Genomic DNA, 22,346 nt, shown 5'->3' with positions numbered 1-22,346 from the left:
TAATATTAATTTTTTAGTATTTTATTGATAGGTTTTTTGAGTATAAGTAAAATTATAACAGCACCAAGTAATATCCACATACATTGGTAAAATAAATTTGGCAAATAAGCTATATTTTCTTCACTTGCTTTACCACCTATGAATCCAGCTAAAGCATTGCCTAATGCACTTGCTACAAACCAAAGTCCCATGACTTGAGATTTAATTAAATTAGGTGCAATTTTTGTCATTATAGAAAGTCCCACAGGGGAAAGGTAAAGTTCTCCTAAAACCATAAGCAAAAAGCTACTGACAAGCCACCAAGGTGAAACTAAAATAATTTGTGATGAATTTTCTAAATTTTCTCTTAATGTATTAGCATCGCCATTTAAACTAATTGCATGATTTGAAGCTAAAGCCATTATTAAAAATGCCAAAGCTGCACCCAAAAGTCCTAATGCAAATTTAATAATAGATGAAATTTCTTTATTATTTTTGGCACATATAGTCCATATAAAAGCACTAAAAGGTGCAAAAAGTATAACAAATAAACCTCCAAGAGATTGAAACCATATTGTAGGAATTTCATAATTTAATATGGTTTTATCCGTTAATTTTTCTGCAAAAAAATTAAAAGAAGTGTATTGTTGCTCATATACTGACCAAAATAACGCAGCCGCTAAAAATAAAACAATAAAAATAATTAAATTTCTTTTTTCTTCTATTTTTAAAGAAGTAAAAGCGAAAAGATATAAAAAATAAATTCCAGCACAAGCTAAGATAGTTAGAATAATATTTTTATTAATAACTTGTGCATCTAATTTTATAAAACCACCAAGGATTAAAAATATTGCTCCAAGCAAAACAATACCTGATACAATGATGATGTAAAATGCGTTTTTGCTTTTTTTGCTTGGTCTATCCCAAGTAGAGTCTATGCCAACTTTTTCATCAAATTCTTTTAAATCAGGCATAGTTTTTAGGTAGAAAATAATTACCGCTAAAAGCATACCAATCCCACCTGCACCAAAACCAAAATGCCATCCGTATTCTTTTTGTAAAAAGCCGCAAATTAAAGGAGCTACAAAAGCACCAAAATTAAAGCACATATAAAAAAGAGTAAAACCAGAGTCACGCCTTGCATCATTTTTTTTATAAAGCATTCCAACCATTACAGAAGCGCAAGTTTTAAAAAGTCCTGTACCTATAACCAAAAAAACCATACCAACAAAAATCATTTTATTATTAAAATAAGAAAAGGCTATGCACAAATGTCCAAATGCTATAGTTAAAGCACCTAGTAAAATTGCTCTTTTTTGTCCTAAGTAATTATCCGCAAGCCATCCACCTGGCAAAGCAGCAAGATATAAACAACTTGCAAAAATTCCCATAATTGCACTTGCTTCTTCAGGTTTTAAGTTCATTCCACTTTTTTCAAAACTTGCTATCATAAAAAGGTAAAGCAAGGGACGAATTCCGTAAAAAGAAAATCTTTCCCAAAGCTCAGTAAGTGAAAGAGATAAAAGTGGTTTTGGATGTCCAAAAAATGAAGTATCTAAATTTTTTACATTTTTACTCAATTTATATCCTTTGTGTATTTTTATTTATAAATTATAGACAAAAAATTAAAAAATATGTATAACTTTGTAATATTTTTAAATGATTTATATCATAATGTTACTTTTTTGCAAATATAAAAAAAGAAATATTAAGATCAATTTTCAACTTTGGTGTATTTTGTATTTTAAGTTTAGTTAGATAATTGCTTATTTTTTTCGTTAAGAATTTTATAAATTGGTTTTTTAGCAATAAAAAGTAAAAGCGCTGCAACAAAAAGCATCCACATGCATTGTCCAAAAATATTAGGAAGTTGATCGATGTTTTTAATATTGACATTTCCCCCTATAAGTCCTGCAACAAAATTTCCAAGTGCACTTGCTACAAACCAAAGTCCCATGATTTGATTTTTGATTAAATCAGGGGCAACCTTAGCCATTATAGAGAGTCCAATAGGAGACACGCATAATTCCCCAAGTGTTAAAAAGAATATACTTATGATAATCCAAGCCATGGATATTGGCAAACCATTGTTGTTTATTAGATTTTGTGAAGCAAAGGTTATCATCATAAAACCAATACCAGCAAATAATATTCCTAAAGTAAATTTTCCAATGGAAGAAAAATATATATTTTTTTTCTCTAAAAATATCCAAATATAACTTGCTATAGGAGCAAGTATGATGATAAAAATTGGATTAAAAGATTGAAACCAGTTGGAATTTTCCAATCAAAAATATTTCTATTTGTAAAATCTTGCGCAAAAAGATTATAAGCGGTAGGTTTTTGTTCAAAAGTACTCCAAAAAAAAGTGGCTGCAAAGAATAAAACAATTAAAATTGTTAATTGCTGTTTTTCTCTTTTATTTAAGGTTTTAAAAACAAAAAGATATATGAAATAAATTACCAAACATAGTAAAATTACAATTAGAAGTTTTTTTGATAGTATTATGGGATTAATATCTGCAAGATTAATAAAAATTAGAAAAAATCCAATAATACTTAACAAGCTTATACTTAGTATAAGAGTTAAATTTTTACTTTTTTTAAATGGTTGTTCCCAGTTTTGCTTTAAAGTACAATTTTTATGAAATTCTTTAAGTTCAGGGGTAGCTTTAAAATATAAAATAAGCAAAGAGATTAGCATACCTAAACCTCCTATGCCAAATCCTAAATGATAATTCCATTTTGCTTGAACAAAACCACATATAAGAGGAGCAATGAATGCTCCAATGTTAATTCCTATATAAAAAATCGTATAGCCAGTATCGCATCTTGTATCATTTTGTTTATACAACATTCCAACTGTTACAGAAGCACTAGTTTTAAAAAATCCAGTACCAATAACGATAAAAGTAAGTCCTAGGAAAAATATAGGTGTACTTAAAATGCTAATATGTCCTAAAGCTATAATAAAAGAACCTAGAAATAAAGCCTTTTTTTGCCCTAAATAATTATCAGTAATCCAGCCTCCAGGAAGTGCTGCTAAATACAAGCATCCTGCAAAAATGCCATAAATTGCCGAGGCGTATTCAGTGCTTATTCCAAGTCCACCTTTGCTTATGGTTGTTGCCATGAAAAGCAAATCTTTCCCAAAGTTCTACCATTGATAGAGAGAATAAAGGCTTGGGATGACCTAGGAAATTTGTATCGAGTTTTTGTATTTCTTGTTTAGTCACTTCCCAATACCTTTCTTTTTTATGCTTAAAATATTTTAACTAATAGTAATAGAAAAATAATTAAATTACAATATTTTTAAATATTTTTTTTATAATAATATTTAAAAATATTGTAATTTAATATTATTATAAATTAACAAATTTAAACATTAAATCAAGCTTTAATTTTAAACCCTGTGTATTGTATAGTTTTATTTTATCAATTTTTAAAGCTATAGGAAGATTTTCTAAATTTTGTATAAAATTGAGCAAGTCTTTAAAGTTGCCATTTAAACTTAGAGAAACATAATTATAGTGGATAAAATTTTTGTTTTCTTGGGAAAATTTTATTTCATTAATGGTTAAATTTTTGGATAAATTATTGATTTTTTTATTGAAAAAATCTTTATCATAAGAAAATAAATGCAATTTTTCTTTATAGTATTTTAATTTTTCTTCCTCTGTTTTTATCTGTTTTGTTAGCTTTGTTTCTATTTCTTTAAGATGTGAATTTTCTATTTTTGCTTCATTTAATGCAAGGTAATTATGTTCTACTAATGTTTTTTGAAAAATATCTTCCAAAAAGTGATCGTGAATTTTAAAAGCTAAAAACAAAGCACAAAGACAGATAAAAGAAATAAAAAGAAATTTTTCCCTAGGATTTAAATTCTGCAAAAATACTTCTATTTTATTCATGTATGACTTCTAATATGATATTCAATGTTTCTTCATTTTTATCAAGAATTTTAAAAGCAGAATTTAGATTTTCTAATGCTCTTTTAAAGTGGTTTTCATCGATAAAAGAAAGAATGATTTTTGTTTGTTCAAATTCAAGATTTGTGATTTTAAGGTCATTGGAGTTAAGCCATGATAAGATTTGATTTAGAATGATTGCTTTATTTTTATCTAAATTGATTTCTTTTGTTATGGTGGATAAAATATGAAATTGTTGTTGTGTAGATGATATTTTATTGGAAAGAGTAAAGTTTAAATCTTGTATGTTTGTTAATAATTTTTGCTTATCTTGTTTTAGTTTAGAAATTTCTTCTTGTATGATAAAATTTTTATTTTGAATTTCCTTATTTTGTTTGTACTCTATAAAATCTTTAAATAATAAAATCATCATGCTAAGACTAAAGCTAAAAATAAATATTAATATAATTTTAAAAGAAATAGATATTTTTATTTTATTATGCTTGATAAAATTACAATTTTGATCTAGATTTTTTATACTATATGAACTTAATTTCAATAAACTATTTTTATCAAGAATATCATTTAGATTTAAACATTTTATTTGAGATGAGAAGTAATGTTTGATTGTATCCAAATCCTGATAAAGTAGCAATTTGCTTTCATAGTGTTTTAAAAGTTCTGTAAATCGATTTTGTTTAAAAAATAAATCCATATTACCTGGGTTGAAATTTTCGATTTTTTTAAGATTGATAAATTTTCCTTCTTGGTAAAAATATAAATATAAAGTTTGATCATATAAATTTAAAACACAATAATCACTTTCCTCAATAAATCTTTCATCAAATAAAGCTTGAAAAATTAAAGGCTCAGGAAAGCAAAAACGACTTTTTTTCAATTTGTAAACAGGCGCTAAAAAACAATGATAAATTTCATTATGTTTAAAAAAAGCTATTTGATAGTCAAAGGGTTTGCTTAGCTTAAAATCTGCGGTTAAATTGTTAAAAAGTTCGTCTTCTTTGGATATTCCTGTTCTTTGAGCATAAAGCAAATCTGTAGATTTTATAAAATTTATTTTATTTAATGAATCAATTTTCATCATTTAAAAGTTTTTTTAAAAATTCTTCATCTTTTTGCCAGTTTTTTTTCACTGTTACGAAAAGCTTTAAAAGTACCTTTTTTTGTGCAAGTTTTGAAATTTTAAAGCGTGCATCTTTGCCTATTCTTTTTAAAGTCGCCCCTTCTTTTCCTATAAGCATACCCTTGTGAGAGTTTGTATCGGTGATGATATTGGCTTCTAGGATTAAAAGATTAGGTGTGTCTTTGGTGCGATGGATAAGCACTTCGCTACTATAAGGAAGCTCATCGCTTAAATTTTCATAAATACTTTCAAGTATGAAATCTCTATAAAGTTCTTTTTCGCTACTCGCACTTAAAAATTCAGGATCATAAAAATATTCATGTTCGTCAAGATATTTTACTATCTCATCTAACAAGCCTTTTTTATAGCTTTTTTTCTTAGAAGAATAAGGAATGATAGCCTTAAAATGTTGGCTAAATTTTGCATATTCGCTAAGTTTTTTTAAAAGCGTAGCATTGTCGGTTAAATCTACTTTATTTAAAGCGATGATATGTGGTACTTGTGGGTTTAGACTAAGAAAATTTTCATAGTCTTTTGTACTATCAAAAACACTCGCCACAAATAAAATCACATCACAATCCCCCATAGATTTAATAGCACTTTGGACAAGCAGTTGATTAAGTGTAGCACCGCTTTCGTGAAGTCCTGGGGTATCGATGAAAATGATTTGATTTTTTTCATGCATCACTATGGCTTTGATTTTACGTCTTGTGGCGTTTTGTTTGTGAGAAACTAGGGCGATTTTTTCTTCTAATAAGGAATTGATTAAAGTACTTTTTCCTGCATTAGTACGCCCTATGATGCTAACAAAGCCACTTTTCACAAAATATACCTTGCAAGATCTTTATTTTCTATGATATCTCCGAGTTTTTCTTCTACTATTTTTTTATCCACTACGAATTTTTTACCCGCATACTCATCAGCTTCAAAGCTTAGATCTTCAAGTAATTTTTCTATCACAGTATGTAAGCGTCTAGCACCTATATCTTGCATTTCTTCATTGGCTCTTGAAGCTATTTTTGCTATTTCTTTAATGGCTTCATCATCAAATTCAAGTTCTAAATTTTCAGTTTTTAAAAGCTGAGAGTATTGTTTTAAAAGTGAATTTTTAGGGCGTGTTAAAATTTCATAAAGAGCTTTATCATCAAGACTATCTAATTCCACTCTTAAAGGAAAGCGTCCCTGAAGTTCAGGGATAAGATCACTTGGTTTGCTAAGATGAAAAGCTCCTGCAGCGATAAAAAGAATATGATCGGTTTTTAAAGTACCTATTTTTGTTTGTACATTTGATCCCTCAACTATAGGAAGTAAGTCTCTTTGTACCCCTTCTTTACTTGGATCTTGGCGGTTTGAATTTCCGCTTGAAACAGCGATTTTATCGATTTCATCAATAAAAATAATCCCTTCATTTTCTGCTCTTTTTAAGGCTTCACTTTTGATACTTTCTTGATCTAGGATTTTTTCTCCTGCTTCGTTTTTTAAAGCATTTTTAGCGTCTTTGATTTTCATTTCTTTTTTGACTTTTTTACTGCCAACGCCTATAACCTTAACTATATCTTGCATTGCACCCATTTCAGGAGGTAGGTTGGGATTGGTATCGAACATATTTTGTGAAATTTCTATCTCTATGGTGCTTTCATCAAGATCGCCATTTCTTAGCTTAGTTCTCATTTTTTCAAGACTGTTTTTATATTCTTCTTGTTTTTCATCGCTGATACCCTTTGGTAGAGGTGGCAAAAGTTTTTCTAAAATTTTATTTTCTATAAATTCATCGATTTTATCTTTGTTTTTTTCCCTTTGTTCGTTTTTTACCAAATTTAAAGCCGCATTGGCAAGATCTCTTACCATGCTTTCTACATCACGACCTACAAAACCTACTTCAGTATATTTACTCGCCTCGATTTTGATAAAAGGAAAGCCCATCATTTTAGCTAAACGCCTAGCGATTTCTGTTTTTCCTACACCTGTAGAGCCTATCATCAAGATATTTTTTGGCACTATATCATCTTGCAACTCAGGGCTAAGTTGCATTCTGCGGTAGCGATTTCTTAAAGCTATAGCTATGATTTTTTTAGCTTTTTTTTGTCCTATAACATAATCATCTAAAAATTTAACGATTTCTTTTGGAGTTAGATTCATTTCTCATCCTCGATTACATAAGTTTTGATATTGGTATTGGTATAAATGCAAATTTCACCTGCGATTTGAAGACTTGATTTTACAAGTTCTTCTTCATCTAAATCGGTATGTTTTGCTAAGGCTCTAGCAGCTGAAAGTGCATAGTTTCCACCACTTCCTATGGCTGCGATTTGTCCATCTTCAGGTTCGACCACATCGCCTGTACCAGAAAGTAGAAAAATGTGATTTCTATCAAGTACGAGCATCATGGCTTCAAGTTTTCTTAGGTATTTGTCTTTTCTCCATTCTTTAGAAAAGTCAATTGCTGCTTTTAAAAGATCGCCTTTAGAACTTTGAAGGAGATTTTCAAACATATCAAAAAGATTAAAAGCATCAGCTGTTGATCCTGCAAAACCTGCTAAAACTTTGCCATTGTTGAGTTTTCTAATCTTTACAGCATTGCCTTTTAGCACCGTATTTCCAAAGCTTACTTGTCCATCTCCGCCAATTACGGATTTATTTTTACCTTTGTAAGCTAAAATCGTTGTTGCGTGAAACATTATTCTGCCTTTATATTTATGTTAAATTTAGCATGGATTGCGTGTCCAAGTTTTACGCTTACTTCGTGGATTCCTAAGCTTTTTAAGGTGTCGCATTCTAAACTTTTTTTATCGATTTCTATATGGCTTTGTTCTTTTAGGGCGTGAGCGATTTCATCTTTGGTTACGCCACCAAACAAACTTCCATTTACACCTACGGGTTTTGAAATTTCAAGAGTGATTTTGCTAAGCTCTTCTTTGAGTTTTTCTAAATTTGCGATTTCAAAGCGTAAATTTTCAGCCTCTTTTTTCTTGTCGCTTTCATATTTTCTTAAAACTTCATTAGTAGCTGCTTTAGCAAAGCCTTTAGCGATTAAGAAATTTTGTCCGTAGCCGTCTTTTACTTCTTTTATTTCTCCTGCTTTTCCAAGTGCTTTTACATCTTTGATTAATAATACTTTCATTTTATTCCTTTATTAAAATTTTCTTCCATTTTTTCCTGCGATGATAAAACGCAAAGCATTAAGCTTGATAAAGCCTGCTGCGTCTTTTTGATTATACACTTCATCTTCTTCAAAAGTACAATAAGCTGCGTTAAACAAGCTATCATTTGCACTTTCGCGTCCTATAATCATCACATTGCCTTTGTAAAGCTCGAGTTTTACTCTGCCATTGGCATGAATTTGTGACTCGTCGATTAAGGCTTGAAGCATCATTCTTTCAGGCGAGAACCAATAGCCATTATAAATTAAACTTGCGTATTTTGGCATGAGTTCATCTTTTAAGTGTGCTGCTTCTCTATCAAGCGTGATGCTTTCAAGCGCTCTATGTGCTTTTAAAAGTATAGTACCGCCTGGAGTTTCGTAACAACCACGGCTTTTCATGCCTACATAGCGATTTTCTACTATATCAAGGCGTCCTATACCGTGTTTGCAGCCTAGTTCGTTAAGTTTGGTTAAAAGTCCTGCGGGACTTAGTTTTTCTCCATTTATCGCTACTAAATCTCCCTTTTGGAAATCAAGTTCTATAATTTCACTTTCATTTGGAGCGTCTTTTGGGCTTTTACTCCATCTCCACATATCTTCTTCAGGTGCGTGTGCAGGATCTTCTAAAACAAGTCCTTCATAAGAAATATGAAGTAAATTTGCGTCCATAGAATAAGGGGATTTTCCTTTTTTCTTAGAAATATCAATACCGTGTTTTTGTGCATAAGCAAGGAGTTTTTCACGACTGTTTAAATCCCACTCACGCCATGGAGCGATGATTTTTAAATCGGGACTAAAAGCAAGATAACCAAGTTCAAAACGCACTTGATCATTTCCTTTACCTGTGGCGCCATGACTTACTGCATCAGCACCTGTTTGCAGGGCGATTTGTGCTTGAGTTTTTGCTATAAGTGGTCTTGCTATGCTTGTTCCTAAAAGATACTCTCCTTCATAAATCGCATTGGCTCTAAACATAGGAAATACATAATCTTTAACAAATTCATCTCTTAAATCTTTAATGAAAATATTTTCTTCTTTTATGCCTAAAGAAAGGGCTTTTTTTCTTGCAGGTTCAAGTTCTTCGCCTTGACCAATATCTGCTGTAAAAGTTACAACTTCACAATTATACTCATCTTGAAGCCATTTTAAAATGATGCTCGTATCAAGCCCTCCAGAATACGCTAAAACTACTTTTTTTGCTTCATTTTTCATAAGATATCCTTTGTTAAAATAGATTTGAAAATTATAAAATTGTATCCAAATTTCATTAAAGAAAAGTTTTTACTTGCTATTTTCTTAAAAATAAAGCAAAGGCATAAGCAAATTTTGTTCCAAAAATTGATTTTTTTTGCTAAAATTGCTTTTATGAGAGTAGATAAATTTTTAAATGTAGTTAATATCACGAAAAGAAGAGCTATTTCTGAGGATATGTGTAAAAGTGGTGTAGTGGGGATTAATGGCGTTATTGTTAGGGCGAGTAAAGAGGTTAAGGTGGGTGATATCATCACTTTGCATTTTACTGAATACACTCAAAAATATAAAGTGCTAGCTCTACCTAGTACGAAAAGCATTCCTAAAAACGCACAAAATGAATATGTGGTAAAATTATGAAAGAATTTATTTTAGCAAAAGATGAGATCAAAACGATGCTTCAAATAATGCCTAAAGAAGGTGTTGTTTTGCTTCAAGGAGATTTGGCTAGCGGAAAAACAAGCTTAGTACAAGCTTGGGTTAAATTTCTTGGTCTTGATGCAAGGGTAGATTCTCCAACTTTTTCCACTATGCAAAAATATGAAAATCATGATATTTGCATTTATCATTATGATATTTATCAAGAAGGTTTAGAAGGACTTTTAGCGAATGGTTTATTTGAAAATTTTTTTGAAAAAGGTTTGCATTTGGTTGAATGGGGCGGTGAAAATTTGAAAAAAACTTTAATGAAATTTGGAATTTCTACTATCCAGATTAAAATTAGCATTAAAGACGACAAAAGAAAGTATGAAATTTATGAGTAAATTAGAAATTGTAAATTTAGAAAAAATTATTAAAAAAACTAAGATTATACATGGAATTTCTTTAGAGGTTAATAGCGGAGAAGTTGTAGGACTTTTAGGGCCAAATGGTGCAGGAAAAACGACAACTTTTTATATGATATGTGGACTTATTTCCCCAAGTAGTGGAAAAGTTCTTTTAGACGGTTTAGATGTGACAAAAGATCCTTTAAATAAAAGAGCTAGATCAGGGATAGGTTATTTACCTCAAGAAAGTAGTATTTTTAAGGATTTAAGCGTAGAAGATAACCTGCTTTTAGCGGCTCAGATTTTTTATAAAGATAAAAAAATTTTACATGATAAAGTTGAGCAAATGCTTGAACTCTTAAGTATAGAACCTATTCGTTTAAGGAAAGGTTTAAGTTTAAGTGGAGGTGAAAGAAGGCGTTGTGAGATCGCTAGAAGCTTGATGTGCGAACCTAAGTTTTTACTTCTTGATGAGCCTTTTGCAGGTGTTGATCCTATAGCAGTGGCTGAAATTCAAACTTTAATTAAAGAGCTTAAAAGATTGGGGATTGGGGTTTTAATTACCGATCATAATGTGCGTGAGACTTTGGCTATTTGTGATAGAGCTTATGTTATAAGATCGGGTTCTTTACTTGCTAGTGGGAATGCTGATGAAATTGCAACCAATAAAGACGTGAAAAAGTATTATTTAGGAGCGGAGTTTAAACTCCTTGATTGATGTTAAAGCAAAAAATCACCCAAGCACCCAAGACTAAAATTTCTCAAACTTTACGCTCTTGGTTGCCGATTTTACAAGCAAACATAGAGGATTTAAAAGAAAATTTAGATAAATTTGCTGAGGATAATCCTTTCTTAAATGTTCAAGATTCGATACAAACTCATGATAAGGGTAAGAATTATTTTGATTCATTTTATAAACATAATGTAAATTCGGCCCTTGTGGATAGTAAAGGACTTGCCAAAAAAAGCGTTTATGAGTTTTTAAATGAACAGATTCTTCCTCCTTTGTTTCCTACAAACAAATCTCAAGAACTTGCAAAAAAAATTATAGAATGCTTAAATGAGGAAGGATATTTTGAATACGATGGAGAATTTTTAAAAGAGTATTCTTTGGAAGAAATTGAGCGAGTAAGAGCAAGATTTAAATTTTTAGATCCTGTAGGAGCGGGAGCTAAAGATTATAAAGAAGCATTTTTATTTGCTCTTGAAAATATGGAGTTAGATGAAGATATTGATGAGTTTTGTAGAATGTTGATTATGGATTTTGAAAATATACAAAACTATACCAAAGAGCCTTTATATAAAGAAGCATTGGCTATACTTAAGCGTTTTAGCACTCCTCCTTTTTTGGAATATTTTGAAGATTCTCGTATAATTGTTCCTGATATTTTTGTTTATAAAGAAAATGGTGAAATTAAAGTAAAAATCAATGATGATTATTATCCTGAAATTTCAATCCAAACTGATGGTTTAGAGCATGATTTTTTAAGTCATTACATCAAAGAAGCAAAAAATTTAGTTGATGCTTTAGCGATGAGAAAAGCTACTCTTTATAAAATAGGGCTTATGATAGTAGAATATCAATATGATTTTTTCATGGGAAAAGAGATAAAACCTATGACTTTTAAGGATTTAGCACTTGATTTAGAACGCAATGCTTCGACTATATCAAGAGCTGTGGCAAATAAATATTTAAGTTGTGAAAGAGGACTTATTCCCTTGCGTGATTTTTTTGCTTTTGCTCTTGATGAAGAGGGGGAGACTTCAAATGTAGGTGTTAAAGAATTTGTGGCAAATTTAGTAAAGAATGAAGATCGCAATAAACCTTTAAGCGATAGTAAAATTTTAGAATTAATCAAAGAAGAATTTAAGGTCGATATAGGGCGAAGAACTATTACAAAATATCGCAAACATCTTAATATAGCAAGTTCTACAGATAGAAAAAAATTATATGAACTTGAAGGATAAAATTCTATCAATCTATCAAACCCATTACACTTTTCTTTTATATTTAAATTTAATTTAAATAATTTAAAAAATTATTATTTTTTATTTTTGGAAATATTATTCTTTAGTTTAAAAATGTGATACAATAATAACTGTTTTTAAATATTAATTTTCAAAGGAGTTAAAATGGACTTTTTAACAAGCCTTAGCGAGGGAGGGCAATTTGCAGTCCAAATCATTATCGTTTTAATTTGTCTTTTTTACGGTGCAAAAAAAGGCGGCATAGCGCTTGGTTTACTTGGTGGTATAGGTATTTTAATGCTTGTATTTGCTTTTCATATAAAGCCTGGAAAACCAGCCATAGATGTTATGCTTACAATTTTAGCGGTAGTGGTTGCGAGTGCAACTTTGCAAGCAAGTGGTGGTTTAGATGTTATGCTTCAAATAGCAGAAAGAATTTTAAGACGCAATCCTAAGTTTTTAACAATATTAGCGCCTTTTGTAACCTGCTTTTTGACTATACTTTGTGGAACAGGACATGTGGTTTATACTATTATGCCTATTATTTATGATATAGCGATTAAAAACGGTATTCGTCCTGAGCGTCCAATGGCAGCAGCTTCTATATCATCACAAATGGGTATTATTGCATCTCCTGTATCTGTGGCTGTTGTGAGTTTGACTGCTTTGCTTTTAAATGCTAATCATAAATTAGTAGGTTTTGATGGTTATATCAATCTTCTTCAAATTACCATACCTAGTACATTATTTGGTGTATTGTGTATAGGAATTTTTTCTTGGTTTAGAGGAAAAGATTTGGATAAAGATGAAGTATTTCAAGAAAAACTTAAAGATCCTGAATTTAAAAAATATGTTTACGGGGATTCTAAAACACTTTTAGGCGTTAAACTTCCAAAAAGCAATTGGGTTGCAATGTGGATTTTCTTAGGAGCTATTGCTTTAGTAGCTTTATTAGGTGTATTTGATTTCTTGCGCCCAAACTGGGGACAAGTTGTAAAAAATGGCATTCCTCAAGTAGATGCTTTAGGCAACCCTAAAATGGATGTTTTATCCATGGTTTCAGTTATTCAGATGTTTATGCTTTTAGCAGGTTCTTTGATTATCATCTTTACTAAAACAGATGCAAAGAAAATCGGCTCTAATGAAATTTTTAAATCAGGTATGATAGCACTTGTTGCGGTTTTTGGAATTTCTTGGATGGCTGATACTATGTTTGCAGTTCACACTCCTATGATGAAAGCAGCGCTTGGAGATATAGTAAAAGAGCATCCTTGGACTTATGCTGCAATGCTTCTTTTAATTTCAAAATTTGTAAACTCCCAAGCAGCAGCTATTTCGGCTTTTGTTCCTTTGGCTTTAGGAATTGGTGTTGAACCTGGTGTAATTGTTGCCTTTGCGGCTGCTTGTTATGGGTATTATATTTTACCAACTTATCCAAGCGATTTAGCTACTATACAATTTGATAGATCAGGTACTACTCACATTGGTAAATTTGTTATCAATCATAGTTTTATTTTGCCAGGTCTTATAGGTGTAATCACTTCTTGTATAGCAGGATATTTTATTGCTATGGCAGCGGGTTATCTTTAACAATTTTTAGCAGGATTTTTCCTGCTAAATTCTTCATTTATCTTTTTATTTAATATAGATAAAAATTATAAATAAATCATAAAATTAGTATTAATCAAAATATAAGCTTAACAAGGATAGAATAAATCCTATTTTGAATCAATGAGAAAGGGCTATCCTATGGATGTTGTCTTTGCTTTGCTTCTGCTTTTAGCTTTTGGTAGTTTATGGTTTTTTATCCGTTTTTGTGAAATTCAAATTAGGATACGCGGATGATATTTTTGCTAGTTTTAAGCTTAATACTTGCTCTTTATTTATTTTATGCTCTATTATATCCTGAAAAATTTTAAAGGAAAAATATGCTAGAAATTTTAATAACACTGATTATAGCTTTTATATTGGCTTTAATTTTTGGAAATTATCTTTATAAAATTGCAAGCTGTAAAAAAACTATTTTTGATTTTATTTTTAATCCAATTGATAACTTAATTTATAAAATTTGTGCAATTGATAGAAAAAATATGACTTGGCAAAAATATTCTTTGCATTTAATTGCTTTTAATGCCTTAGTGGCTATTTTTTCTTTCGTGATTTTTTATTTGCAAGATAAACTTTTTTTAAATCCCAATTCGATAAATTCTATGAAAGGGGATTTGAATTTAAATACTGTAATTAGTTTTATTACAAATACAAACCTTCAGCATTATAGTGGAGAGAGTGCTTTAAGTTTGCTTTCGCAAAATACAGGCATTTTACTTGCTATGTTTGTTTCAAGTGCAAGTGGATATTCTGCTTGTATGGCTTTTTGTCGTGCTTTATGTGGTATGCAAATGGGAAATTTTTATGAAGATTTTACGCGTATTATTACGCGTTTGATGTTGCCTTTAAGTTTTATTTTGGCTGTAATTTTTATCTCTGAAGGCGTAGTGCAAAACTATCACGCAAATTTTAGCGTGCTTACTTTAGAAAATAAATTTCAAAGTATTGCCACAGGTCCTGTTGCAGCTCTTGAGTCTATAAAACATTTAGGGACAAATGGGGGTGGTTTTTTTGGTGCTAATTCAAGCATGCCTTTTGAAAATCCTACTTCACTTACAAATTTTTTACAAATTTTATCCATGATGCTTATTCCTAGCGCCTGTGTTGTAGCTTTTGGATTGATGGTTTATCATAGAAAAGAAAGACAAGGTTTTGCTCTTATGGGAAAAGAAGGGGGAGTTATTTTTGGTGCAATGGGGATTATTTTTATCATTTCTTTGCTTTTAATTTATTTTAGCGAAAAAATGTCAAATCCAAATTTGGATTCTTTGGGTTTAAATGCAAATTTGGGAAATTTAGAAGGTAAAGAAATAAGATTTGGCACAGATGGTTCGAGTTTATTTAGTGCTGTAACTACTGCTTTTACTACAGGAAGCGTCAATAATATGCACGATAGTTTAAATCCTTTAAGCATCAGTGCTACTTTGTTAAATATGATGTTAAATGTAGCTTTTGGTGGCGAAGGAGTAGGGCTTATGAATATGATTATTTATGTGCTTTTAACCGTGTTTATTTGTGCATTAATGATAGGCAGAACTCCAGAATTCTTGGGTAAAAAAATAGAAAGCGCACAAATGAAGCTTATAGCTTTGGTAATTCTTATCCATCCTTTATTAATCCTTGTTTTAAGTGCATTAGCTGTTGTTTTTGCAAAAGATAGTATAAGCAATCCTAGCTTTCATGGCTTGGCTCAAATTTTGTATGAATTTAGTTCTTCGGTAGCAAATAATGGTTCAGGACTTGAAGGTTTAAAAGATGATAATTTATTTTGGAATTTAAGTACAGCTTTTGCTATGTTTTGTGGGCGTTATTTGGTTTTAATAGCTCAGCTTGCTATAGCTGGATCGCTTTTGGCTAAAAATACACAAGAAAATACTGCAAATTCTTTAAAAACGGATAATTTAACTTTTATGTTTGTGCTTGTTTGTATTATATATATTTTTACTGCACTTACTTTTTTTCCAGTGCTTACTTTATCAAGCGTTGCAGAATATTTATCTTTATGGCATTAAGGAGAGTCAATGTCTAAAAAACAAAATAAACTCATTACAAAAGAAATTTTAAATAATGCCATAAAAGGAGCATTTTTAAAATTTGATCCACGCTTTATGATAAAAAATCCTGTTATGTTTATGGTGGAAGTTGGATTGATTCTTACTTTGATTTTAAGTATTTTTCCTACTTTGTTTAATGGAAATTCCGATGAAAGAATTTATAACATCTTAATCACTTTTATTTTATTTGTAACCTTGCTTTTTGCAAATTTTGCAGAAAGTATTGCAGAAGGAAGGGGTAAAGCCCAAGCAGCTACCTTAAGACAAAGTAAAAAGGATTCTAAAGCTAGACGCATAAAAAGTGATGGCAGTGAAGAAATGCTTAATTCTAGCGAGTTAAAAATAGGTGATATAGTTTTAGTTAAAGCAGGTGAACTTATACCTAATGATGGAGAAGTTATAGAAGGTGCTGCAAGTGTTGATGAATCAGCTATTACAGGTGAAAGTGCTCCTGTTATGCGTGAAGCGGGCGGTGATTTTTCTTCTGTTACGGGCGGGACTACGGTTTTAACTGATTTTTTAAAGATTAAAATTTTAGTTGGAGCTGGGGAAAGTTTTTTAGATAAAATGATCAATCTTGTAGAAGGTGCTGCGCGTCAAAAAACTCCAAATGAAATTGCTCTTAATACTCTTTTAATTGTGCTTAGTTTGAGTTTTTTAGTAGTGGTTGTAAGTTTATATCCTTTTATGCAATTTTTAGGTGTGAGTTTGCCTATTTCGTGGTTAGTAGCATTGCTTGTATGTCTTATTCCTACAACTATAGGGGGGCTTTTATCGGCTATAGGAATAGCAGGTATGGACAGGGTAACGCGTTTTAATGTGATCGCACTTTCAGGCAAGGCTGTTGAAAGTTGTGGTGATGTTGATACCATGATTTTAGATAAAACAGGAACGATTACTTTTGGAAACCGTTTGGCAAATGAATTTTATGAAGTCCAAGGTATAAGTAAAGAAGAAATGATTAAAGCTTGTGTTTTATCCTCTTTAAAAGATGAAACTCCAGAAGGTAAAAGCATAGTTACATTGGCTCAAAAAATGGGTTATGAATTAGAAGGTAATGATATTAAAGAATTTATCGAATTTAGCGCTCAAAATAGAATGAGTGGTGTGGATTTGCAAGATAATACAAAAATTCGCAAAGGTGCTTTTGATGCTATAAGAGCTTATATAAGCGAAATGAATGGAAAAATTCCTAGCGATTTAGAAACTAAGGTAATGGAAATTTCAAATCTCGGTGGCACTCCTTTGGTAGTGTGTAAAAATGAAAAAATTTTAGGAGTAATTTATCTAAAGGATACTGTAAAACCAGGGCTTAAAGAGCGCTTTGATGAGCTTAGAAAAATGGGCATAAAAACTTTAATGTGTACCGGAGATAATCCTTTAACAGCAGCTACTATAGCCAAAGAAGCAGGGCTTGATGGATTTATAGCAGAATGCAAGCCTGAAGATAAAATAGAAGCCATTAAAAAAGAACAAGCCCAAGGTAAGATAGTAGCCATGACAGGAGATGGAACCAATGATGCTCCAGCTCTTGCACAAGCTGATGTAGGTATAGCTATGAACTCAGGAACTCAAGCAGCCAAAGAAGCAGCCAATATGATAGATCTTGATTCTAATCCTACTAAAATTTTAGAAGTGGTTGAAATAGGAAAAGGTTTGCTTATTACTAGGGGTAGTCTTACAACTTTTAGTATGGCAAATGATATTGCTAAGTATTTTGCTATTTTACCTGCTATGTTTAGTGTGGTTTTACCTCAAATGCAAATTTTAAATATTATGCATTTGGCTACCCCGCAAAGCGCTATTTTATCAGCACTTATTTTTAATGCTATTATTATACCTTTGCTCATACCTATTGCTATGCGTGGAGTTAAATTTAAGCCTATGAAAAGCGAGCATTTGCTTTTAAGAAATTTAAGTATTTATGGTTTAGGTGGTATGATCGCACCTTTTATAGGGATAAAAATAATTGATATTCCTACAGCTTGGATACTTAGAATTTTAGGAGTGTGATATGCTTAGAACTTTGCTTAGTTTTTTTGTGGTAATGCTAATATTGTGTACTTTTGTTTATCCTTTTGCTTTAAATACAGTTGCAAAATTTATTTTTCCTTATCAATCAAGTGGAAGTTTAGTGGATAAAGAAGGTCGTCCGACTTTGGATATAAGCAAAGCGGTAGGTTCAAAGCTTTTGGGTCAAGATTTTAATAAGCCTTATTTTCTACATTCAAGAGCATCTGTATCAAATTACAATACAAGTGATACAAATGAAAGCAGTGTAAGTTCAGGTGGATTTAATTATGCTATGTCAAATCCTGCTTTAAAAGAGCGTGTGCAAAAAGATTTGCAAAAATTTTTAGATGAAAATCCGCAAATTACAAAAGAACAAATTCCTTTGGATTTGTTAAGCGCTTCGGGATCAGGACTTGATCCTCATATCAGTCTTCAAGCAGCCCTAGTGCAAATTCCTAGGATAAGTCAATCTTCAAAAATTACCAAAGAAGAACTAGAAAAAATCATTCAAGAAAATACCGAGTCTAAATTTTTAGGGATTTTTGGGGAAGAAAAGGTTAATGTTTTAGCTGTTAATATAGCTATTGCTAAAGCCATGAAAAAAGAATAAACATGCAAAGACAAAGTCCTGAACAAATTCTTAAAAAACTTGAGGTTAAAGCCAAGGAAGAAGAAAAAAACAAACTTGCAAAATTAAAAATCTTCTTAGGTTATGCTGCAGGTTCTGGAAAAACTTATGCTATGTTAAGTGAAGCTAGAACTTTAAGGGATAATGGAGTTGATGTTGTTTTAGGCTATATAGAGCCTCACGATAGACCTGAAACAATGGCTTTAACACAAGGTTTTGAAAGTATAGCTAATCTTGAAATTCCTTATAAAAATATAGTATTAAAAGAATTTGATTTAGACGCTACCCTTAAGAGAAAACCTGCTTTGGTTTTAGTAGATGAGCTTGCACACACTAATGCTAAAGGCTTGCGTAATGAAAAGCGTTTTCAAGATATAGAAGAACTTCTAAAAGCAGGGATTGATGTTTATACTACTTTAAATATACAACATTTAGAAAGTTTAAATGATTTAGTCGCTAATATCAGTAAGATAGAAGTTAAAGAGCGTATTCCTGATCGTATTTTTGATGAGGCTGATCAGGTTGAACTTGTTGATATTGAACCTAATAAGCTTTTAAAAAGAATGCAAGATGGTAAAATTTATAAGGAAAAACAAGCTAAACTAGCACTTGAAAATTTCTTTCGCCAAGAAAGACTTATAGCTTTGCGTGAGATTGCCTTAAGAAGACTTGCTTCAAGAGTGAATTTAAGAGCAAGTGAACAAAGACTTATTAATGATGATTTAGCTTATCATACTGGAGAGCATATTTTAGTTTGTATTAATGCTTCAAATGCAAAGGTTATTCGTGCAGCTGCAAGACTTGCTTTAGCTTTTCATGCTAAATTGAGTGCGCTTTATATAAAAAATCCCAATATTAAAGAAGAAAAAGCCTTAGAAGAAAATATAGAACTAGCTAAAAGTTTTGATGCTGAAATCATTAGCGTATATGATGATGATATAGCAAGACAAATTGCAGAGTATTCAAGCCTTAGCAATGTTTCTAAAATTGTTTTAGGTAAAAATAAAGATAAAAAAAAGTTTAAAGAAGAGATTTTTGAAGCTGTTGCTAAAAAAGCACCCAATATTGATTTATATCTTGTTAATGAAAATCAAATTTCTGCTCCTAAAATACGAAGTAAAAAAGGTTTTGATTTTTTAGGTTTTTTAAAAATCACAGGAGTTTTACTTTTAGCAACTTTTATAGCTTTTGTATTTCATAAATTTAATACTCAGCCAAGTAATATAGTTATGATTTTTATTTTAGCAGTTTTTGCTTCTTCTTTTATTTCTGATAATAAAATTTTCGCCTTTTATTCTTCTTTGGTAAGTGTTTTGATTTATAATTTTTTCTTTTTAGAACCTATTTTTAGTCTTAAAGTTCATGATAGTGGAAATATTATTACTTTTACAACTATGTTTATAGTTGGATTTTTAACAGCTGTTTTTACTAGAAGATTAAAATTGCAATCTAAAGAACTCACTGAAAGAGCTTATAGAACGGCTATTTTGCTTGAAAATAGTGAAAAGTTAGCAAGAGTGAAAAGCAAACAAGAGCTTTGGGAACAACTTGGAAATCAAGCTTTAAAATTATTAAATTTACCTATTATTATTTATCCTATAAATAAAAACAATATTTTATCGAAACCTTTGTTGTTTTTTAACGATGATAAGCAAATGTTAAAAAATTGTTTTAGTGCTGATGAGATTGCTATTGCTCAATGGGTTGCAACAAATAAAGAAAGAGCAGGTGTTTGTACAAATACCTTGCCTAATGCTAATGCTATGTATTTACCTATAGAAGATGGGGAAAAAACTAAAGGGGTCATAGGTATAGTTTTAAAAGAAAAACGTCCCTTGCAAGACTTTCAGTATGAAATTTTAAGTGCTTTACTTAATGAGGCAGGAGTTAGAACAAGGGATATATTTTTATTATAAATCCCTTAATTTATTAATCTCATCTCTAATAGCAGCAGCTTTTTCAAACTCAAGTGCTTTAGCTGCTTCAAGCATTTGCTTTCTTAACTCTTTGACAATTTTTGCTCTTTCGTTAGCAGGCATTTTTTCTAGTTTTTTACCTTTGCGATAAATTTCGCCTAAATCCTCTTCATTTTTCAAGCTCTCTTCAATATGGCGTTTGACTGAAGTTGGCGTGATATTGTATTTTTTATTATAAGCCATTTGAAGTTTGCGGCGTTCATTGGTGGTATCCATAGCTTCTTGCATGGATTTTGTGATTTTTTTGCAAAAAAGCAAAACCTTACCATTGACATTTCTAGCTGCTCTTCCCATGGTTTGGATTAAACTTGTAGTGCTTCTTAAAAAGCCTTCCTTATCTGCATCCATAATGGCAATGAGTGAAACTTCAGGCAAATCAAGTCCTTCTCTAAGTAAGTTAATGCCAATTAGCATATCAAAAGCACCGCTTCTTAAACCTCTTATGATTTCATTGCGTTCTATAGCATCGATGTCTGAGTGCATGTATTTGACTTTTATACCAAGCTCTAAATAATACCTTGTAAGTTCTTCAGCGAGTTTTTTAGTTAGCACGGTTACTAAAACCCGTTCGTTTCTTTGTATGACTTTTTTAGCCTCATCAAATAAAATTTCAACCTGATTATCACTATCTTTTAATTCTATTAAAGGATCAAGCAGTCCTGTAGGACGCATGATTTGATGAAAGATGTTTTCTTTGCTAAGTTCAAGTTCTAAAGGTGCAGGTGTAGCTGAAACAAAAAGAAATTGACAATTTTTATGGATAAATTCATCAAACATTAAAGGACGGTTATCCAAGGCTGAAGGCAAACGAAAACCATAATCCACCAAGGTTTGTTTTCTGCTTCTATCTCCTGCAAACATACCTCTAAATTGTGGTAAAGATACATGGCTTTCATCGACTATAACAAGAAATTTCCTATCTTTAATCGCAAAATAATCAAAAAGTGTATAAGGAGTATCACCTTCTTTAAGTCCTGTTAAATGCCTTGCATAATTTTCAACGCCTTTACACATTCCTGTGCTTGTAAGCATCTCAAGATCAAATTCAACTCTTTGTTTAAGGCGTTGATATTCTACGAGTTTATTTTCATGCTCAAAATAAGCAAGGCGTTCGTTAAGTTCTGCTTTGATATCTTTTATCGCTTGTTTTAGTCTTGTTTCGCCCACGCTAAACTGGCTTGTAGGATAGAGTATGAAGCGTTTTAAATCTTTGCCTTTTTTATTTTCTAAAACATTGTAATGATACATAGCATCAAGTTCATCGCCAAAAAATTCAAGTCTTACTACTTCATCTTCATAATAAGCTGGATAAATGTCTATAATATCTCCTTGAACTCTAAAATCTGTACGATCAAAAAAATTATCATTTCTTTTATAACCCATATCTACAAGTTTTTTTAAAAGTTCTTTTTGTGAAATTTGCATACCTAGTTCAAAGATTAAAACCATGCCTATGTATTCATTTGGATTGCCAAGTCCATAATTTGCTGAAACACTAGCTATACAAACCACATCTTCATAACTTAAAAGAGAAGCAGTAGCACTCAGTCTTAAACGCTCTAAGTCTTCATTAGTAGAGCTGTCTTTTTCTATGAAAACATCAGTGCGTGGGATATAGGCTTCAGGTTGATAATAATCATAATAAGATATAAAATATTCCACATGATTTTTAGAAAAAAAGCCTTTAAATTCGCTATAAAGTTGTGCACAAAGGCTTTTGTTGTGACTCATGATAAGGGTAGGTATATTAAGTTCTTTAATGACATTTGCCATGGTAAAGGTTTTTCCACTTCCTGTAACGCCTAGTAAGGTTTGATATTTGTTGCCTTTTTTTATACTTTTTACTATACCTTTTATGGCTTCTTGTTGATCGGGACTGAGTTTAAATTCGCTGGTAAGTTCTAACATTTTT

At 31.0% G+C, this 22,346-nt stretch carries 18 protein-coding genes and 2 pseudogenes; 10 read left to right on the top strand and 10 right to left on the bottom strand.

The window, feature by feature from the left end; all coding sequences use genetic code 11:
* Positions 1-5: 5 nt before the first annotated feature.
* The 9 genes and pseudogenes from ELQ09_RS05815 to ELQ09_RS05770 all read right to left on the bottom strand — a co-directional run bounded on the left by ELQ09_RS05815 (position 6) and on the right by ELQ09_RS05770 (position 9,381).
* Complete coding sequence (locus ELQ09_RS05815) at positions 6-1,559, bottom strand: peptide MFS transporter (RefSeq protein WP_134263827.1); 1,554 nt, start codon at positions 1,557-1,559, stop codon at positions 6-8.
* A gap of 170 nt (positions 1,560-1,729) precedes the next feature.
* A pseudogene (locus ELQ09_RS08405) lies at positions 1,730-3,214 on the bottom strand (peptide MFS transporter).
* A gap of 126 nt (positions 3,215-3,340) precedes the next feature.
* Positions 3,341-3,889 (bottom strand): hypothetical protein, encoded by a 549-nt coding sequence (locus ELQ09_RS05800; RefSeq protein ID WP_002855032.1) that lies wholly within the window; start codon positions 3,887-3,889, stop codon positions 3,341-3,343.
* Complete coding sequence (locus tag ELQ09_RS05795; protein ID WP_134224801.1) at positions 3,882-4,988, bottom strand: hypothetical protein; 1,107 nt, start codon at positions 4,986-4,988, stop codon at positions 3,882-3,884. Before ELQ09_RS05795 ends, ELQ09_RS05800 begins: the two co-directional genes overlap by 8 nt.
* Positions 4,975-5,850, bottom strand: a complete 876-nt coding sequence (era, locus tag ELQ09_RS05790) for a GTPase Era (RefSeq protein WP_134224802.1) — start codon at positions 5,848-5,850, stop codon at positions 4,975-4,977. Before era ends, ELQ09_RS05795 begins: the two co-directional genes overlap by 14 nt.
* On the bottom strand, positions 5,847-7,166 hold the full coding sequence (gene hslU, locus ELQ09_RS05785; RefSeq protein ID WP_002877690.1) for an ATP-dependent protease ATPase subunit HslU: 1,320 nt from the start codon (positions 7,164-7,166) through the stop codon (positions 5,847-5,849). Before hslU ends, era begins: the two co-directional genes overlap by 4 nt.
* Positions 7,163-7,705 (bottom strand): ATP-dependent protease subunit HslV, encoded by a 543-nt coding sequence (gene hslV, locus ELQ09_RS05780; RefSeq protein ID WP_002781630.1) that lies wholly within the window; start codon positions 7,703-7,705, stop codon positions 7,163-7,165. The genes hslU and hslV overlap by 4 nt, the downstream gene beginning before the upstream one ends.
* Positions 7,705-8,148, bottom strand: coding sequence for a 50S ribosomal protein L9 (gene rplI / locus ELQ09_RS05775; protein ID WP_070298739.1), 444 nt, complete (start codon positions 8,146-8,148; stop codon positions 7,705-7,707). The genes hslV and rplI overlap by 1 nt, the downstream gene beginning before the upstream one ends.
* A 12-nt stretch (positions 8,149-8,160) precedes the next feature.
* Positions 8,161-9,381, bottom strand: a complete 1,221-nt coding sequence (locus ELQ09_RS05770) for an argininosuccinate synthase (protein WP_134224803.1) — start codon at positions 9,379-9,381, stop codon at positions 8,161-8,163.
* Positions 9,382-9,534: 153 nt separating this feature from the next.
* Here ELQ09_RS05770 and ELQ09_RS05760 point away from each other — a divergent pair, with 153 nt between their 5' ends.
* The 10 genes and pseudogenes from ELQ09_RS05760 to ELQ09_RS05715 all read left to right on the top strand — a co-directional run bounded on the left by ELQ09_RS05760 (position 9,535) and on the right by ELQ09_RS05715 (position 20,374).
* Complete coding sequence (locus ELQ09_RS05760; protein ID WP_134224805.1) at positions 9,535-9,780, top strand: RNA-binding S4 domain-containing protein; 246 nt, start codon at positions 9,535-9,537, stop codon at positions 9,778-9,780.
* The gene (gene tsaE / locus ELQ09_RS05755) at positions 9,777-10,184 is read left to right on the top strand and encodes a tRNA (adenosine(37)-N6)-threonylcarbamoyltransferase complex ATPase subunit type 1 TsaE (RefSeq protein WP_002854905.1); all 408 of its coding nucleotides are present in this window, start codon (positions 9,777-9,779) and stop codon (positions 10,182-10,184) included. The genes ELQ09_RS05760 and tsaE overlap by 4 nt, the downstream gene beginning before the upstream one ends.
* Positions 10,177-10,905 (top strand): LPS export ABC transporter ATP-binding protein, encoded by a 729-nt coding sequence (gene lptB, locus ELQ09_RS05750; RefSeq protein ID WP_002855252.1) that lies wholly within the window; start codon positions 10,177-10,179, stop codon positions 10,903-10,905. Before tsaE ends, lptB begins: the two co-directional genes overlap by 8 nt.
* A complete protein-coding gene (locus ELQ09_RS05745; protein ID WP_134224806.1) occupies positions 10,905-12,155 on the top strand; it encodes an RNA polymerase factor sigma-54 in 1,251 nt (416 codons plus the stop codon). Before lptB ends, ELQ09_RS05745 begins: the two co-directional genes overlap by 1 nt.
* A 165-nt stretch (positions 12,156-12,320) precedes the next feature.
* On the top strand, positions 12,321-13,745 hold the full coding sequence (locus ELQ09_RS05740; protein WP_070316951.1) for an anaerobic C4-dicarboxylate transporter: 1,425 nt from the start codon (positions 12,321-12,323) through the stop codon (positions 13,743-13,745).
* 141 nt (positions 13,746-13,886) lie between these two features.
* Positions 13,887-14,074, top strand: a pseudogene (kdpF, locus tag ELQ09_RS05735) (K(+)-transporting ATPase subunit F).
* Between the two features lie 9 nt (positions 14,075-14,083).
* The gene (gene kdpA / locus ELQ09_RS05730; protein ID WP_070316952.1) at positions 14,084-15,775 is read left to right on the top strand and encodes a potassium-transporting ATPase subunit KdpA; all 1,692 of its coding nucleotides are present in this window, start codon (positions 14,084-14,086) and stop codon (positions 15,773-15,775) included.
* Between the two features lie 9 nt (positions 15,776-15,784).
* On the top strand, positions 15,785-17,830 hold the full coding sequence (kdpB, locus tag ELQ09_RS05725) for a potassium-transporting ATPase subunit KdpB (RefSeq protein ID WP_134263826.1): 2,046 nt from the start codon (positions 15,785-15,787) through the stop codon (positions 17,828-17,830).
* A 1-nt stretch (position 17,831) separates the two neighbouring features.
* The gene (kdpC, locus tag ELQ09_RS05720) at positions 17,832-18,440 is read left to right on the top strand and encodes a potassium-transporting ATPase subunit KdpC (protein ID WP_002921944.1); all 609 of its coding nucleotides are present in this window, start codon (positions 17,832-17,834) and stop codon (positions 18,438-18,440) included.
* 2 nt (positions 18,441-18,442) lie between these two features.
* The gene (locus tag ELQ09_RS05715) at positions 18,443-20,374 is read left to right on the top strand and encodes a sensor histidine kinase KdpD (protein WP_134263825.1); all 1,932 of its coding nucleotides are present in this window, start codon (positions 18,443-18,445) and stop codon (positions 20,372-20,374) included.
* Here the strand turns inward: ELQ09_RS05715 and uvrB are convergent.
* Positions 20,369-22,342, bottom strand: a complete 1,974-nt coding sequence (gene uvrB / locus ELQ09_RS05710) for an excinuclease ABC subunit UvrB (RefSeq protein WP_134224809.1) — start codon at positions 22,340-22,342, stop codon at positions 20,369-20,371. The two genes, ELQ09_RS05715 and uvrB, sit on opposite strands and share 6 nt — an antisense overlap.
* Positions 22,343-22,346: the final 4 nt, after the last annotated feature.

Origin of the sequence: Campylobacter sp. CH186 (genome assembly GCF_004378925.1) — a bacterium.
GTDB classification, from domain to species: Bacteria; Campylobacterota; Campylobacteria; order Campylobacterales; family Campylobacteraceae; genus Campylobacter_D; species Campylobacter_D jejuni.
The sequence above is the reverse complement of the archived record's forward strand: the minus strand, read 5'-3'. Positions and strand labels throughout refer to the sequence as shown.

Coding starts and splice junctions, on each gene's coding strand:
- ELQ09_RS05800 (WP_002855032.1), bottom strand. CDS start 3,889: ATGAATAAAATAGAAGTATTTTTGCAGAATTTAAATCCTAGGGAAAAA.
- ELQ09_RS05795 (WP_134224801.1), bottom strand. CDS start 4,988: ATGATGAAAATTGATTCATTAAATAAAATAAATTTTATAAAATCTACA.
- hslU (WP_002877690.1), bottom strand. CDS start 7,166: ATGAATCTAACTCCAAAAGAAATCGTTAAATTTTTAGATGATTATGTT.
- hslV (WP_002781630.1), bottom strand. CDS start 7,705: ATGTTTCACGCAACAACGATTTTAGCTTACAAAGGTAAAAATAAATCC.
- rplI (WP_070298739.1), bottom strand. CDS start 8,148: ATGAAAGTATTATTAATCAAAGATGTAAAAGCACTTGGAAAAGCAGGA.
- ELQ09_RS05770 (WP_134224803.1), bottom strand. CDS start 9,381: ATGAAAAATGAAGCAAAAAAAGTAGTTTTAGCGTATTCTGGAGGGCTT.
- ELQ09_RS05760 (WP_134224805.1), top strand. CDS start 9,535: ATGAGAGTAGATAAATTTTTAAATGTAGTTAATATCACGAAAAGAAGA.
- tsaE (WP_002854905.1), top strand. CDS start 9,777: ATGAAAGAATTTATTTTAGCAAAAGATGAGATCAAAACGATGCTTCAA.
- lptB (WP_002855252.1), top strand. CDS start 10,177: ATGAGTAAATTAGAAATTGTAAATTTAGAAAAAATTATTAAAAAAACT.
- ELQ09_RS05745 (WP_134224806.1), top strand. CDS start 10,905: ATGTTAAAGCAAAAAATCACCCAAGCACCCAAGACTAAAATTTCTCAA.
- ELQ09_RS05740 (WP_070316951.1), top strand. CDS start 12,321: ATGGACTTTTTAACAAGCCTTAGCGAGGGAGGGCAATTTGCAGTCCAA.
- kdpA (WP_070316952.1), top strand. CDS start 14,084: ATGCTAGAAATTTTAATAACACTGATTATAGCTTTTATATTGGCTTTA.
- kdpB (WP_134263826.1), top strand. CDS start 15,785: ATGTCTAAAAAACAAAATAAACTCATTACAAAAGAAATTTTAAATAAT.
- kdpC (WP_002921944.1), top strand. CDS start 17,832: ATGCTTAGAACTTTGCTTAGTTTTTTTGTGGTAATGCTAATATTGTGT.
- ELQ09_RS05715 (WP_134263825.1), top strand. CDS start 18,443: ATGCAAAGACAAAGTCCTGAACAAATTCTTAAAAAACTTGAGGTTAAA.
- uvrB (WP_134224809.1), bottom strand. CDS start 22,342: ATGTTAGAACTTACCAGCGAATTTAAACTCAGTCCCGATCAACAAGAA.